Source organism: Enterobacter sp. 03-F-07-AD-ECC (genome assembly GCF_047530935.1).
GTDB lineage: Bacteria > Pseudomonadota > Gammaproteobacteria > Enterobacterales > Enterobacteriaceae > Enterobacter > Enterobacter cloacae.
The window spans coordinates 291,910-306,030 of the sequence record NZ_JBLKBZ010000006.1 but is presented as its reverse complement, the minus strand read 5'-3'; the positions used below and the strand labels follow the sequence as shown (position 1 = coordinate 306,030).

General features: G+C 54.0%; 12 protein-coding genes and 1 pseudogene. 4 read left to right on the top strand and 9 right to left on the bottom strand.

Annotated elements, in window-relative coordinates:
- Nucleotides 1–189: 189 nt before the first annotated feature.
- The 4 genes from ACMWKA_RS12455 to ACMWKA_RS12440 all read right to left on the bottom strand — a co-directional run bounded on the left by ACMWKA_RS12455 (nt 190) and on the right by ACMWKA_RS12440 (nt 5,067).
- A complete protein-coding gene (locus tag ACMWKA_RS12455; RefSeq protein WP_013096704.1) occupies nt 190–849 on the bottom strand; it encodes an O-methyltransferase in 660 nt (219 codons plus the stop codon).
- 84 nt (nt 850–933) lie between these two features.
- Nucleotides 934–2,313 carry an efflux transporter outer membrane subunit gene (locus ACMWKA_RS12450; protein ID WP_058683529.1) on the bottom strand — a complete coding sequence of 460 codons (1,380 nt, stop codon included), beginning with the start codon at nt 2,311–2,313 and terminating at the stop codon, nt 934–936.
- The gene (locus ACMWKA_RS12445) at nt 2,310–3,392 is read right to left on the bottom strand and encodes an HlyD family secretion protein (RefSeq protein WP_013096702.1); all 1,083 of its coding nucleotides are present in this window, start codon (nt 3,390–3,392) and stop codon (nt 2,310–2,312) included. Before ACMWKA_RS12445 ends, ACMWKA_RS12450 begins: the two co-directional genes overlap by 4 nt.
- Before the next feature lie 22 nt (nt 3,393–3,414).
- Nucleotides 3,415–5,067 carry an MFS transporter gene (locus tag ACMWKA_RS12440; protein WP_038980581.1) on the bottom strand — a complete coding sequence of 551 codons (1,653 nt, stop codon included), beginning with the start codon at nt 5,065–5,067 and terminating at the stop codon, nt 3,415–3,417.
- Between the two features lie 221 nt (nt 5,068–5,288).
- Between ACMWKA_RS12440 and ACMWKA_RS12435 the strand changes: the two genes are divergently transcribed.
- The gene (locus ACMWKA_RS12435; RefSeq protein WP_013096700.1) at nt 5,289–6,083 is read left to right on the top strand and encodes a YdcF family protein; all 795 of its coding nucleotides are present in this window, start codon (nt 5,289–5,291) and stop codon (nt 6,081–6,083) included.
- Between the two features lie 67 nt (nt 6,084–6,150).
- On the opposite strand, the gene ACMWKA_RS12430 is transcribed toward ACMWKA_RS12435, so the two are convergent.
- From ACMWKA_RS12430 to gap, 3 genes are all read right to left on the bottom strand, one after another.
- Entirely contained in the window at nt 6,151–6,813 is a 663-nt protein-coding gene (locus ACMWKA_RS12430) for a DUF1120 domain-containing protein (protein WP_095439430.1), read from the bottom strand.
- Nucleotides 6,814–7,071: 258 nt separating this feature from the next.
- Nucleotides 7,072–7,734 carry a DUF1120 domain-containing protein gene (locus tag ACMWKA_RS12425; RefSeq protein WP_013096697.1) on the bottom strand — a complete coding sequence of 221 codons (663 nt, stop codon included), beginning with the start codon at nt 7,732–7,734 and terminating at the stop codon, nt 7,072–7,074.
- Between the two features lie 250 nt (nt 7,735–7,984).
- The gene (gene gap / locus ACMWKA_RS12420; protein WP_414760292.1) at nt 7,985–8,986 is read right to left on the bottom strand and encodes a type I glyceraldehyde-3-phosphate dehydrogenase; all 1,002 of its coding nucleotides are present in this window, start codon (nt 8,984–8,986) and stop codon (nt 7,985–7,987) included.
- A gap of 189 nt (nt 8,987–9,175) precedes the next feature.
- On the opposite strand from gap, the gene cybB reads away from it, so the two are divergent.
- Nucleotides 9,176–9,706 carry a cytochrome b561 gene (gene cybB, locus ACMWKA_RS12415; protein WP_414760291.1) on the top strand — a complete coding sequence of 177 codons (531 nt, stop codon included), beginning with the start codon at nt 9,176–9,178 and terminating at the stop codon, nt 9,704–9,706.
- A gap of 68 nt (nt 9,707–9,774) precedes the next feature.
- Here the strand turns inward: cybB and ACMWKA_RS12410 are convergent, their stop codons facing one another.
- Nucleotides 9,775–10,842, bottom strand: coding sequence for an oxidoreductase (locus ACMWKA_RS12410; RefSeq protein ID WP_058650331.1), 1,068 nt, complete (start codon nt 10,840–10,842; stop codon nt 9,775–9,777).
- A gap of 13 nt (nt 10,843–10,855) precedes the next feature.
- Nucleotides 10,856–11,599, bottom strand: coding sequence for a DeoR/GlpR family DNA-binding transcription regulator (locus ACMWKA_RS12405; protein ID WP_020688693.1), 744 nt, complete (start codon nt 11,597–11,599; stop codon nt 10,856–10,858).
- A gap of 716 nt (nt 11,600–12,315) precedes the next feature.
- On the opposite strand from ACMWKA_RS12405, the gene ACMWKA_RS12400 reads away from it, so the two are divergent.
- Both ACMWKA_RS12400 and ACMWKA_RS12395 read left to right on the top strand, forming a co-directional pair.
- On the top strand, nt 12,316–13,653 hold the full coding sequence (locus ACMWKA_RS12400) for a TolC family outer membrane protein (RefSeq protein ID WP_013096692.1): 1,338 nt from the start codon (nt 12,316–12,318) through the stop codon (nt 13,651–13,653).
- 121 nt (nt 13,654–13,774) lie between these two features.
- A pseudogene (locus ACMWKA_RS12395) lies at nt 13,775–14,119 on the top strand (BapA/Bap/LapF family prefix-like domain-containing protein); the annotation flags it as partial.
- Between the last annotated feature and the right edge of the window lie 2 nt (nt 14,120–14,121).

The window sequence follows — 14,121 nt, the reverse complement described above, 5'->3', positions numbered from 1 at the left end:
CTCTCGGCGCATCCATGCGCCTCGCCCCGGCCTGCAGGAAACGCCTCAGCGATTTACAGCCGGACCAGGGCGTCGCTATAAGTCATTCATTTTCCTGAAACAACATTCATCGCTTTCGGTAAAAAATTACTGGGGATCCCTCAGCCCGGTGGGAGAGGGCCGGGGTGAGGGCATCAGGCCGCACAATTTTCACCCGTTCACAATTGCCAGCGTAAACCCATCCCACCCCTTAACCCCGACCGTTTGCAGCGCGGTGGTGGTTAAGCGCGGATTGTCCCCCATCATCTCGATAAACCGGCGAACACCCTGCACGCGCGCGTCGTCGCTTTGGCCGTTAATCACTTCGCCATCGCGCACCACGTTATCGCCGATAATCACCGTGCCGGGGCGGGAGTAGTGCAGCGCCCATTCGAGGTAGCCGGGATTGTTTGGCTTATCAGCATCAATAAAGATCAGGTCGAACGGCGGAACGTCGCCAAAATTTTCCAGAGAAGTCAGCGCCGGGCCTTCGATGAGTTCAATGCGTTGGTTGAGACCGGCAAGCTGAATATTCTGCCGCGCCACGCGGGCATGCGTGGAATCGGCCTCAAGCGTAATCAGCTTTCCGTCCGGCGGCAGGGCGCGCGCCATCCAGATTGAACTGTAAGCACCCAGCGTTCCGATCTCCAGAACGCGCCGCGCCTGCGTCATGCGCACGAACAGTGCCAGCAGCTGCCCCTGATTGGCCGCAACATCGTGTTCGGGGAGTCCGGCGCGTTGGTTGTTTTCCAGTACCTTGCTCAGTACCTCATCTTCAGGAATAAGCGACGAAATCATGAAATTATCAACTGCAGACCACTGTTGTTGCATAAATTGTCTCCTGAGGGGGAATCGCCGGGTGGCGGCTGCGCCTTACCCGGCCTGTGTGACGAAATCCAGGCCCGTTAAGCGCCTTCAGACATTGACCCAACCGCCGCCCAGCGCTTTATACAAATCAATCTGCGCCAGCAGCAGGTTATTTTTCACCTGCACCACGTTGGTTTGCACCGAGTAAAGTGTACGCTGTGCGTCGAGCACATCCAGATAAGATGAATAGCCGTTGCGATAGCGGTTCTGCGCAATGCGCAGCGTCTCCTGGGCCACCTCCTGCTGGGCCAGCAGTTCGCTAAGTTGTTCCTGATAACGCGTAATGGCGTCAAGGCTGTTGTTCACTTCGGCAAACGCATTGCGCACGGTTTTCTCATAAGCGTACAGCGCCTGATTACGCTGCGACTGGGAGATATCCACCTGCGCATTCAGCGCCTGGCGGTTCAGCAGCGGGGCGAGAATACTGCCGCCTGCGCTCCAGAGCTGTAACGGGTTGTCCAGCAGGCCGGAAAGGGTGCGATCCTGAATCGATCCGGTCGCCGTCAGGTTGATCGACGGCAACAGGCTGGCGCGCGAGGCGGCAAGGCTGGCATCGGCCGCAATAAGCTGACGCTCCGCCTGAACGATGTCAGGTCGTCGGTTAAGCAACGATGACGGCAACTGTGAAGGCAGCCTGAGCGGTGTAAGCGTGCTGAAGCTTTCACTGCGCGCCACCTCGCCCGGGTTACTGCCCAGCAGCAGACTCAGGGCATTCTCTTGCTGCGCGATCTGATGCTGCAGCAGCGGCACCTGCGCCCGGGTGGCCCGCAGCTCAGAGTCAGACTGCATCAGCTCCAGGCGCGAACTGTAGCCCGTTTCAAACTGCCGTTTAGCAAGATTAAATGCCTCTTCGCGTGATTTCAGCGTGGACTCGGTGACGCGAAGCTGTTCGTCAAGCGAGAGCAGGGTGACATACCCGGAGGCCACCGACGAGGCGACAGTTAAATCTGCGGCAGCGGCGGCGGCTTTTTGCGCCTCCAGCGAGGCCTGCGCGGCATTGGCCGTGCTGCGGTTGACGCCCCAGATATCCACATCATAGCTGGCGGTGAGGCTGCCTTTGTACAGAGTACTGTATACCGGTAACCCCGTGGCGGCCGATTGCGTCCGGGCGCGGGTGCCGGTTACGCCCGCATCCAGCGACGGAAACAGGCTGCCGTCAGCGGCATAGACTCTTGCCTGATACTCATTGATCCGTTCGCGGGCGATCAGCACGTCGCTGTTATTTTTCAGCGCCTGATCCACATAGCGGTTGAGGTTGTTGTCGTGAAAATTTCGCCACCAGAGTTGTTCAGGCGCGCTGGCGGGGCCGGATGCCGCCCGCCACTGGGCAGGAATGTGCAGTGACGGTTGGGCAGGTTTTACATCCACCGACTGGCATCCGGTAAGCAGCACGGCAACCAGCAGGCTGGCTAGCGGGCGAAGGGTCATTGCTTCGCCTCCCGCGTATCAATGGTCACCTGTACCGACATGCCAGGACGCAACAGTGCCGACTCTTCAGGCTTACCCAGCACTTCGATACGCACCGGAATACGCTGGGCGATTTTGACAAAGTTCCCGGTGGCGTTATCCGGCGTGATGGCACTGAATTCGACGCCGGTCGCCGGGGAGATGCTCTCCACGCGGCCCTGATAGGCTTTGTTATTGAGCGCATCGACGGTAAATTTCACCGGCTGGCCCACGCGCAGCTCCGCGAGCTGGGTCTCTTTAATATTGGCGATCACCCAGTGCTGCGGCGGTACCAGGGTGGTGAGATGGGTTCCGGCCGTGACATACGCGCCCAGACGCACCGCGATCTGCCCCAGCTGGCCGTCACGCGGCGCCACGATGCGGGTGTTTTGCAGATCGATTTGTGCCAGCTCCAGCGCCGCTTTGGCGTTTTCCACATCCGCCTCCAGTGCACCGCGATTCACAATTACCGTCTGCAGATCCTGGCGCGACATTTCAAGCGTCGCTTTGGCCTGCTCAATATCGGCGCTGCCCTGGGCCGCGCTGGCCAGCGCCGCGTCGCGTTCGCGGATGGAGAGCGAGCCGTCAGCCGTCAGATCTTTCACCCGCTTTAAATCCGCCTGAGTTTTCAGACTCTGGGCGCGGGCATTTTTCAGCGCAGCGTCATTTTTTGCGATGACGGCTTCAGCGCTTTTACGCTGTTGGAGATTGTTATTCAGGGCGGCAATTTTCATCGCCAGCTGCGCCTCGGCCTGATGTACCCGCTGGCGATAGATACGGTCATCAATCTGCAGCAGCAGCTCGCCTTTTTTAACCTGCGCGAAATCCTGTACCTTCACTTCGGTGATATAGCCATTCACCTGCGGGCTGATAAACGTGGTCTGGCCGCGCACGTAAGCGTTATCGGTAAACTGCGCGTGGCGGGTGAACGGCGGGAGCTGCCACGCGTAAAGGATCACCAGCACGCCGACAATACCGATGGCAGCGGCGGTGAAAACGGAAACAATGCGCACATTTTTGCGGGTGTTGGCCTGCTCTTTGGCGGCATCCTGCTGACTCATAAACTCTCCAGAAATATTTCAATTATTTGTTGCCGGTGGCGTTCTTAAGCGCCATACGGGCAGTGATGCGCAGGCGCAGCAAGCGCCATAAAATCCAGACCAGCGTGGCCGCGGCAATACTCGCGGTCAGTAAATAGGTGTCGTTGTAAGCCAGAATGTTTGCCTCAAGGGCGGTCACTGTCTGCAACTGGGTGATCGCCTGCGTGCCCAGCAGGGCGCTGTCGCCAATCAGGCTTTTGTACATCTGGGTATAAAGCTGAATCCGCTCGTTAACCAGCGGATTGAGCGTGGTGAGCTGGTCCGCCAGCAGGCTGGAGTGGTACTTTTCGCGCCAGGTCTGGAAGGTGCCGAGAATAGCCGAGCCCAGCAGGCCGCCGAGGTTCTGGCTCATGCCGAACATTACCGAGAAGCTCACCAGATTACGCGGGTCGGCGATGACGCCGCCAATGGCGGCCAGCATCGCGGGGGCGAGGAAGAAGGCACTGCCAAAGCCCAGCAGGAACTGGCTGAGCATCAGTTGATCCGGGCGCGTCAGGTTGTTGGACTGGCTGTCCAGCAGCGAGGCGACAATCATCAGCACCAGGGAGGTGATAATCGGCCATGCCAGTTTGGTCGGTTTAATGGTCAGACAGCTGGTGACGATCCCGCAGACGATCCCGGCAAATATGGACCACGCCAGGTGCGTCATCTGCTCGTTCTGTAACCCCACGTACTGCAGCCAGCCGATGACGCCGGTGTTTTGCTCGGCCAGCACGATGCGGATCAGCAGCATAATCAACCCAAGGCGCACAATACTGCCGCTCGACAGCCAGCGGGTGTTCAGCAGCGGGTTACTGCGGTTATGTTCAAACACGATGGCGGAAACAATCAGCACCAGTGAGAGCGCCAGCGACCAGCCGATCCACGGCGCTTCAAACCACCAGTCCAGACGGCCCAGCGACAGCACCGCGCACAGCAGCGCCATCCCCGGTGCCAGTAAAAAGAAGGTGATAAAGTCTTTTTTCTCAAAGACCTTACGCCGATCGCCCGGCGGCAGTTTCAGCGCAATCACGCACGCCAGCGAGATGAGGGCCAGCCCCAGCTCGAAGAAATAGAGCCCGCGCCACTCATCAAGCTGCAACAGCTCGGTTGAAAAGAGTCGCGCCAGCGGAATGGCCAGCGACGAGCCGGTGATGCCAATGGTCAACGCCTTCAGGCGGTGTTTCGCCGGCCAGGCCTGGATCTGGTAGTAAATCCCCAGCGAGCTGAGCGCGGCGGCCACCATCCCGTGCGCGGCGCGCACCATCAGCGCCGAGCTAAGATCGTTGACAAACAGGTGGAAAAAAGTGACCAGCACATACAGCACCAGAAAACCTTCGGTGAAGGCGCGCAGACCGTACTGCTGGCGGAATTTCACCAGCAGCAGGTTAATGGAGATATTAGTCATTACATAGACCGCTGGTAGCCAGGCGATCTCGGTTGACCAGGCGCCAAAGGTGCCCTGCAAATTTTGCAGGTTGGCGGTGACTACCGCATTCCCCAGGGCGCCCGTCAGGCAAACCAGCAGACCGACAACGCCATAGGCAATCCGCTTTGGCGTACTGTGCTCCGGCGTGGAGGGTGAACCCAGCAGGGCGGGTTTCTCGTGTGGCTGCCACTCGCGAGGAGCATAAGGGTCGCGTTCGGGCAGGCGCATAACGTCGTTTACCTTTGATAAAATGGGAGAATTAACAGGCTGGCGATTCTACGTCTGCCGTAAAACATAATACAAGTGAATATGATTTACGCATGTTAATCAAATGTTGAACTGAAGGTTTTAGGAAAAAAAGCGGCCTTATCTCTGGCACTTTAGGAATCAACGCCTGTTTTGACGCGACAAGTGCGGTACGCTAATCCAAATGCTGTAAGGAGGTGACGATGATACCGACAATTTTTCCCTGTTTGCCCGGCAGCACGCTCAGTGCCGTAAACACGGTTGGGCAGTGGCTGGCGCAGGATGACCTGCAACCGGGTCAGTCCGTGGATATGGTGATTCTGGCGGGGAATGCCGTCATTCCAACCATCGAAGCTGCCTGCCGTCTGGCGGCGGAGCAGGGGGTGCCCATGATCATTAGCGGAGGCATCGGACACTCCACCACTTTTCTCTATGCCGCGATTGCGAAACATCCGCGCTATCACACCATTCCCACCACGGGCCGGGCAGAGGCGGCTATCCTGGCGGATATCGCCCGTCAATTCTGGCAGATCCCGGCCGACCGGGTGTGGGTGGAAGATCAATCGACGAACTGCGGGGAGAACGCCCGCTTTAGCCGCGAATTAATGAAGCACCATCAATTTGCCCCTGAAAGGGTGCTGGTGGTGCAGGATCCAACCATGCAGCGCCGCACCATGGCAACATTCGCCCGTGTATGTCGGGACGAACCCGTATCGCCGGAATGGGTAAGCCACGCGGGCTTTACGCCCGTCCTGCAAAACGGCGACGATGGGCTGGTGTTCAGCGATTCCGGTGAAGGGCTCTGGCCGGTGGAACGCTATTTGTCGCTGGTGCTGGGGGAACTGCCGCGCCTTCGCGACGACGTTAACGGTTACGGTCCGGCAGGACGTGATTTTATTGCCCACGTGACGATACCCGATGAGATTGCGGCGGCGTGGAATATCTTACGCAACGATGTCATTTTGACCGATGCGCTGGTAAGCCGATCCCTGTTGTGAATGTGGACGCAAAAAAATACCGGGCCAGCGTTAGCCGCTGACCCGGTATTGAATAAAGCGCGAAAAATTACAGATAAACCAGCGTCATGGTGTTCTGGCCGTCCAGTGGGGTATCGTCGGTAATGGCCAGGGTGGAGGTATCCCAAATCACCAGGTTGGTCACGAAGTTAAAGTTAGCCGTGGTGATAGCCAATGGGGTGGTGGTGCCGGTTTCAGCAAAGGCGATGGTCTGGAAAGTATCGCTGCGTGGAATACCGGAATATTTCCAGCTGGTTGCAGGCCAGTCGTGGTTATGCCCAATAGGGTCTACAGTTTTACCGTCTGCGGTGGTACCGGTCATCCACATGCCGTAGTTACCGATCTTTTTCCCGTCGTTCGTGAAACCAACGCCATAAGTATAATATTTATTTGTAATATTCTTATTCTTACCAATATCAACAGGAAGTTGTGCGTTGCTGTCGCTGCGATTATCGGTGATAGTGAAACCTATTTTGGTTGGCGCAGAGCAATTTATGGTCACAGGTATCTGTTTCTGACCGAGTTGATTATGTGAGTTTTCGGATAACTCACCGAGACGAATAAAGCCGTAATCGATAACACCGCCGTTACCCAGCTCAGCAGTACATGCTGCGTTGGTTAATGTACCTTTAACCTTAATAACAGCAGTTCCGGCTGCAAAAGCTGATGTGGTGCTCAACGCGATGGCTGTAGCCAGAATGATTTTTTTCATCCTTGATTTTTCCTTTTCATGAATATAAGACATGCGGGAATGATAAGTGAACGCAGCGATGGCGTTCCCATTCACCTGGCGGAAATAATATTGAGTATTGAGTTTTTGGTATATTTATTAAAGTTGAATTTATTTTGTAGAACAACTAAAGATATGCGAAGCGACAAATAAAAGAAGACTTTTTATTTGTTGTGTGAATATAACGGGAAAAAGTACCGGTTCAGGGTTACGCTGAACCGGTATAAGTAAATTATATGATTAGAGATATACCAGGGTCATCGTCGCCTGACCGTCGAGAGGAGTATCGTCGGTAATCGCCAGCGCAGTAGTGTCACGAATCGTCAGATTAGTAACAAAGTTAAAGTTAGCTGTGGTGATAGCCAACGGTGCGGTGGTCCCTGTATCAGCAAAGGCGACGGTCTGGAACGCATCACTACGCGGAATACCGCTTTTTTTCCAGATATCAGGATTCCAGTCGTGGTTGTTGACAATCGGGTCTACGACTTTGCCATCTGCCGTGACATCCGTCATCCACATGCCGTAGTCACCAATATTTACGCCTTCGGACGTGGTACCCACGCCGTAAGTATAATATTTCACCGACTGGTTTAAGTTTTTACCGATATCAACCGGCAGCCGCGCGTTGCTGTCGCTACGGTTATCAAGAATGGTAAAGCCCACTTTGGTTGGCGAAGAACAGGTAATGGTGACAGGCACCTGTTTTTGTCCCAAATTATTATTTTCCAGTGCAGAAAGTTCTCCGAGGCGAATATAGCCGTAATCAATGACCCCGCCGTTGCCGATAGAAGGCGTACACGCCGCATTGGTCAACGTTCCGTGTACTTTTAATACAGCGGTAGGTTCTGCGAAAGCTGATGCGCTGGCCAGTGCAATTAATGAAGCCAAAATAACTTTTTTCATTGTTGTTCCTTAACAATTTCATAGGGGGTATTTGTTTTGACAGACCGCTTGCCTGTCTTGTGATTTATATTATTGGGAGTGTTTATGAAATTAAAGCAAGCATATTTAAAACTTCATTTTAGAAGTTCTAATGATAATTAACGTACGATTCAAAAATTTCGTGAATAATTTTATTCTGGAAAACAGATGATGAAGAGTAAGCCATGCGGTAAGGGAGAGCGACGGATGGTATGACCACCCGTCAGCGTTATTAAAGTGCGGCGTATTTATCAAGCGTGCGCACCAGCTGCGTCACAAAGCCATACTCATTGTCATACCAGGCGACGGCTTTCACCAGTTGCAGTTCGCCCGCCTCGGTCACTTCGGTTTGCGTGGCGTCAAACACCGAGCCAAAGTGCGAGCCAATGACATCTGACGACACAATCTCTTCATCGGTATAGCCAAAGGATTTATTCCCCTGTGTCGCTTTTTTCAGTGCGGCATTCACCTCTTCAACGGTGACCTTTTTGCCCAGAATGGCGACCAGTTCCGTTACCGAGCCGGTTTTCACCGGTACGCGCTGGGCATGACCTTTCAGTTTGCCGCTGAGTGCCGGGATCACCAGGCCAATCGCTTTGGCAGCACCCGTGGTGTGGGGAATGATGTTCTCCGCCGCCGCGCGTGAGGCGCGCAGATCTTTCCCGCGCGGACCATCCACCAGCGCCTGGGTACCGGTGTAGGCGTGAATGGTGGTCATGGTGCCCACTTTAATGTCAAAGGCATCGTGCAGGGCTTTTGCCAGCGGGGCGAGGCAGTTGGTGGTGCAGGAGGCGACAGAGATAATGGTATCACTGGCGTCAATGGTGTCGTCGTTAACGTTAAACACAATGGTTTTCATCTCACCTGCTGGCGCGGAGATCAGGACCTTTTTGGCGCCAGCATCCAGATGCGCTCTGGATTTTTCTTCCGACGTATAAAAACCGGTGCATTCCACGACGATATCCACCCCAGCGGCTTTCCACGGGATATGTCTGGCCTCTTTCTCGGCGTACACCGCGATGGTTTTACCGTCCACAATCAGCGCGTCTTCGGTGAAATCCACGCTCCACGGGAAGCCGCCGTAGTTAGAATCATGCCGGAGCAGATAAGCCAGTACTTTGGGAGAGGTGAGGTCGTTGATGGCGACGATGGTGTTGCTGTCCTGGGTTTCAAGAAGACGACGAAGTACCAGGCGTCCAATGCGTCCAAATCCGTTAATGCCAATTTTACTCATGGTTTTCTCCTGTAAACGTGTCGATGCGACAGTTTGAACTTATCCAGGCTTAGACCATGAGGGGCGGGGCAGCAATTGAAGATGCTTCATGCCCCGGGAAGTATTTGAAAATCCATACAGAAAAGTTAATGAATTTTTAAGGAAAGGTCGTTATGTTGGCGCGGTAACTGTTTTTTATCGGAAAATCACATGCGCACTAAATATACAGGCCTGCAAATCGGCATTCACTGGCTGGTGTTTCTGTTAGTTATCGTCGCCTACTGCGCCATGGAGTTCAGAGGCTTCTTTCCGCGTACCGACCGACCGCTGATCAATATGATCCACGTCTCATGCGGGATCGCTATCCTGATATTGATGGTGACACGTCTGCTGGTGCGCCTGAAGTTCCGCGCGCCGCCGATTGAGCCGAAACCGAAAGCGATGATCACAGGCCTTTCACATCTGGGGCATCTGGTGATTTATCTGCTGTTTATTGCTTTGCCGCTGATTGGCCTGGTGATGATGTATAACCGTGGAAACGACTGGTTTGCCTTTGGCATCGCCATGCCGCACGCGGCGGAATCCAACTTTGATCTGGCTGATGGGCTAAAAGAGTGGCACGAGACGCTGGCGAACCTCGGCTATTTTGTCATTGGCCTGCACGCAGCGGCGGCGCTGATGCATCACTATTTCTGGAAAGATAATACGCTGCTGCGCATGATGCCGAAAAAGCGGCAATAGCCCTCAACACTTTTGCCGCCTTTCTCGCCGGGTGGCGCTGCGCTTACCCGGCCTACAAAACCCGTTTTTTATTGCAGCAGAGCACGCTCTTCAGCTGTTAATGCCAGCCCCTGGGTTGACCCGGTCTCTGACGATTTCACCGCCGCTTCCAGTACCGCCATCACCGCTAATGCCTCGACAGGATGAACCGGATTGGCAATCTTCCCGAGCAGAGCATCGCGCACATTAATGTAATACTGGCGCTGATCGCCTTTCGGCGTGGTAATGGTCTGCGGCGCGCCGTCAGCCCCAAAGAACACCATACTGTCGCTGTCCTCACCCCAGGTTTCACTTCCCGGAACGATGCCGGTCAGCAGCTGGGCTTCCTGCTGATCGATACGGGCCTTCACTACGCTGCCCTTATCCCCATGGACGGTAAAGCGTGCGGTACCCCCGGCGACCAGCATGCTGGCGTGCAAAATAACCTTATGATCAGGGTAATTTAAGACCACATGCGCCCAGTCGTTCACTTCTGCGCCGTCGCGCAGCGTCGCGATATTCCCCTGCACCGAGTGAGGCAGACCAAAGAGCTGTAGCGTCTGGTCGATCAGATGCGGCCCCAGGTCAAACCACAGTCCGCTTCCCGGTACGTTTTGTTCTCTCCAGCGCACGCGCACTTCCGGGCGGAAGCGGTCAATGTGCGACTCAAACAGTTTCACCTTCCCGAGGGTGCCCTGTGTGATAACGTCCTTAATGCCCAGGAAATCACTGTCCCAGCGGCGGTTGTGGAACACGGAGAGCAGAAGCTGCTTTTCCTCCGCCAGGGCAATAAGATCGCGCGCTTCCTGCATATCGAGCGTGAAGGGTTTATCCACCACCACGTGTTTTCCGGCGTTCAGGGCCAGCGTGGCCAGCGGAGCATGGGTGGCGTTAGGGGAGGCGATCACCACCAGGTCAATATCAGGGTGCGTAATGGCCTCTTCCGGGGTAGTAACCACCTGCACGTCCGGCAGATCGCGCTTAACTTTCTCCTCATCACGGGAGGAAACCACCGCCAGCGTAAGCCCGTCCACAGACTGGATGAGCGGGGCATGGAAGGTTTTACCGACAAAACCATACCCGATCAGCGCAATGTTGATTGTCTTCATTTTACTCATGACCTTCTCCACGTTAATGAGCGCAAACCGTGACGGGCACGGTGCTCTGGTCCCCAAGCTCAGGCCAGGGACGATCTAAAAACAGTTGATGAATTTCGTCTAACCCGCACACCAGATACGGCTCACAGCGGTTGACTTTCAGATGGTCTGCGACGATCCAGTGCGTCTGGCTGGCGGCAAGCATCGCCCGTTTGACTTCTGCATCGGCTTCCGTCCCGGCACTCAGACCGAGTGATGAATGAAGGGCGCAGGCGCCAAGGATGGCGATATCCGCCCGATACCGTGAAAGCAGGGAGAGGGTGGCACCGCCAGCAAACAGGCGTTGCTTCTGATCCCATTTCCCGCCGAGCAGGATCAGCTCGATATCCTCCCGGTCGCTAAAAGCGTGGGCGATATCCAGCGAGGTGGTGATCACCGTCAGCGGCCCCTGAAGAAAAGAGGCCACCGCCATGACCGTACTGCCCGCATCCAGAAACAGCGTAGAGCCCGGCGGAACCTGCTGTGCCACCTGTTTTCCCAGCCGCTGTTTGGTCGCCGGCAGGAGCGTATTTCTGCCCTGGCGATTCATGGCCGAAAGATTGAGCGCGATAGCGCCTCCGTGGTTCTTCTGCGCCAGCCCCTGTTTTTCGAGGTCCGTGAGATCGCGGCGAATGGTATCCGCAGAGACCTGCAGCTTTTCTGCCAGCTCAGTGATGCTGGCCTGTCCCTGCTCGCTGATGATGTCGAGCACATATTTTTGACGCGCGGTTTTGTGCATGGCAGCAATCCTGCAAAATGTCGCAATAGTTCGCATAATACAGCATTTTGTCGCAGAGAAAAGGGCAACCGCACATTAGTTCAGTTGCGTGATAATTGAGCTGTTATTGATTAAATATAAGTGAACGGTTTCTAAGGGTAATCAATATGTTATAACGATGTTTTATCTGGCTATTTGGATTTTGTAACCAGTTAGCTTCGCTTTACTGGTTTGTTGTTCTATTAAGAAACTATTTAAACCAATAAAATTCCTAAAAAATGCATTTGCTAGGTTTTTTATGCCAATAAATAGGGCGGCGCTACTTAAGTTGACATTTCTTTGAAAATCTTTGTGTCTGACGCGCGTGGAAATTAACGCAAAAATGTACATCCGGGTATTTTTAAATTTCACTTAAATAACAATGACTTTATTAGTTTCATTTGAAAGGCCATTTTTAAGAGTTTGTCCAGAAACCCCATGATTTTTCTTAATTGTAACACCACATTAACATTGTGGGTGTAGTTGCCTATAACACATTTTGTTATGCTGCGAATCAGTTAAGAAGTAAGTAAATTCTTAATTCATATTAGGCAAGGTCGGCTCTCATCTCCAATGGAAATGGGTATGGGGGGGCTATTACCCGAAATTCAGTACGGGGGATTAATAATATTTTTCTGATTATCTATACCTCTTTTTGGGTAAAGGGTTAAACCATTCGCAGACTCAGGGAGATATAAATGATGAGAGAGCGAAATTATAAGTGGGTCCGATTATCCGCAGTGCTGGTGTTAATTTCGGCATGCATTAATACGACCTATGCCAATAGCGGCGCGTTGGGTTTTGCCACGGTGCCGACGACAACTTTAAAAGAAAGTATTCTTTTTGCCATCGATCGCGATCCGTCGGTCAGCCAGCAGGCGGCACAATTGGGTATTGGTCAGGCGCAAATAGATGAAGCACGTAGCGGATGGATGCCGCAAATATCGCTGAACGGCAGTACGGGCCATAGCCAAACCACCGATTCCAGCGGTTCACTGAGAAATTCAGCGGCATGGGGATTAAGCCTTACGCAGCTCATTTATGACTTTGGCAAGACGAATAACAGCATCAGCCAGTCTTCAGCGCGACGCGATAGCTATCGTTATCAGCTGATGGAGACGCTCACCGCCGTGGCGGAAAAAACCGCGCTGAGCTACGTGGAGGTCAGACGTTATAGCGATCTGTTGCAGGCGGCTAAAGAGAATGTGCAGGCCCTCAAAAACGTGGAGCAGCTGGCGAAACTGCGCGCGGATGCAGGCGTAAGCTCAACCTCCGATGAGCTGCAGACCCGCACGCGGATCGCCGGTATGCAGGCGACGGTTGAGCAGTACAACGCCGCGCTCAACAGCGCCCGCGCAAGGCTCGCGGTGTTGACGGGCATGCAGGCTGAAGCCTATTCACCGGTCCCTGAGAAGCTTGCCGTAGAGCAGAATGCCGTCAACCAGATCGATTACTCGCTGATACCGGCGGTAATGGCCGCGCAGAATATGGAGCGTTCAGCCCAGTATGGGGTGGAAACCGCAAAATCTCAGCACTGGCCAACGTTAAGCCTGAAAGGAGGCCGCACGCGCTATGAGTCGGATAACCGCGCTTACTGGGATGACCAGATCCAGCTCAATATCGATGCACCGCTGTATCAGGGCGGCGCCGTTTCGGCACGCGTTCGTCAGGCTGAAGGCACCAGGGCGATGGCCTCCTCTCAGGTCGATCAGGCGCGGTTTGATGTGCTGCAAAAAGCCTCCGTCGCGCAGGCAGACTGGACCGGCGCGCGTGGAAGAATGGCCGCCGGAAGCTTACAGCTTGAAAACGCGTTACGTGCCCGCGCGGTCTACAAAAATGAATACACCCTGAGCAAGCGGAGCATTAATGATTTGCTCAGCGTAGAACAGGATGTCTGGCAGGCCACGTCTGCCAAAATAATGGCTGAATATGATGGCTGGAGCGCGGCAATTAATTACGCCTCCGCTGTTGATAATCTCATGACGCTTATTGGAGTAGAAAAAAACGCTGCCGCAAAATTACCCGATTTGAGTTGAAAAAAGCCGCGCCTTTCTGCGCGAAATAAATCTGAAAATAATGGGTGAAATTTCCCAGGGATAGCTACATCCATCTGGTGGACATATCCACAGGAATCCGAGCACCTGCAAGGAGAGAAATATGAGTAACGTAAAAGTTGTAGATGTCATCATTCGCAAGACAGCGGAGAAAACGAAATTAACCGGCGAAGGAAATCTGTCGGTCTCCATTTCCTCTCCGAGCGTGATTGAAATCCAGGGTTCTGCACAGGACGTGGTGCGTTACGTCCGCCAGGGGAAAGACCTTCTCATTTATATGAAAGATGGCAGCGTTATTCGCTGCAATAACTATTTCGTTGAAGATCCTGAAACCCATAACCAGTCTGAACTGGTATTTAACGATAATCAGGAATTAACACATATCTCTTTTGCCGATGCCGGGGAAGCGTCAGGCGCAGCCGTTACTGAATTAACCGCGCAAGCCACACC

Bases quoted from the DNA above. Each gene is read 5' to 3' on its own strand.
- ACMWKA_RS12455 (WP_013096704.1), bottom strand. From the start codon at position 849: ATGCAACAACAGTGGTCTGCAGTTGATAATTTCATGATTTCGTCGCTT.
- ACMWKA_RS12450 (WP_058683529.1), bottom strand. From the start codon at position 2,313: ATGACCCTTCGCCCGCTAGCCAGCCTGCTGGTTGCCGTGCTGCTTACC.
- ACMWKA_RS12445 (WP_013096702.1), bottom strand. From the start codon at position 3,392: ATGAGTCAGCAGGATGCCGCCAAAGAGCAGGCCAACACCCGCAAAAAT.
- ACMWKA_RS12440 (WP_038980581.1), bottom strand. From the start codon at position 5,067: ATGCGCCTGCCCGAACGCGACCCTTATGCTCCTCGCGAGTGGCAGCCA.
- ACMWKA_RS12435 (WP_013096700.1), top strand. From the start codon at position 5,289: ATGATACCGACAATTTTTCCCTGTTTGCCCGGCAGCACGCTCAGTGCC.
- ACMWKA_RS12430 (WP_095439430.1), bottom strand. From the start codon at position 6,813: ATGAAAAAAATCATTCTGGCTACAGCCATCGCGTTGAGCACCACATCA.
- ACMWKA_RS12425 (WP_013096697.1), bottom strand. From the start codon at position 7,734: ATGAAAAAAGTTATTTTGGCTTCATTAATTGCACTGGCCAGCGCATCA.
- gap (WP_414760292.1), bottom strand. From the start codon at position 8,986: ATGAGTAAAATTGGCATTAACGGATTTGGACGCATTGGACGCCTGGTA.
- cybB (WP_414760291.1), top strand. From the start codon at position 9,176: ATGCGCACTAAATATACAGGCCTGCAAATCGGCATTCACTGGCTGGTG.
- ACMWKA_RS12410 (WP_058650331.1), bottom strand. From the start codon at position 10,842: ATGAGTAAAATGAAGACAATCAACATTGCGCTGATCGGGTATGGTTTT.
- ACMWKA_RS12405 (WP_020688693.1), bottom strand. From the start codon at position 11,599: ATGCACAAAACCGCGCGTCAAAAATATGTGCTCGACATCATCAGCGAG.
- ACMWKA_RS12400 (WP_013096692.1), top strand. From the start codon at position 12,316: ATGATGAGAGAGCGAAATTATAAGTGGGTCCGATTATCCGCAGTGCTG.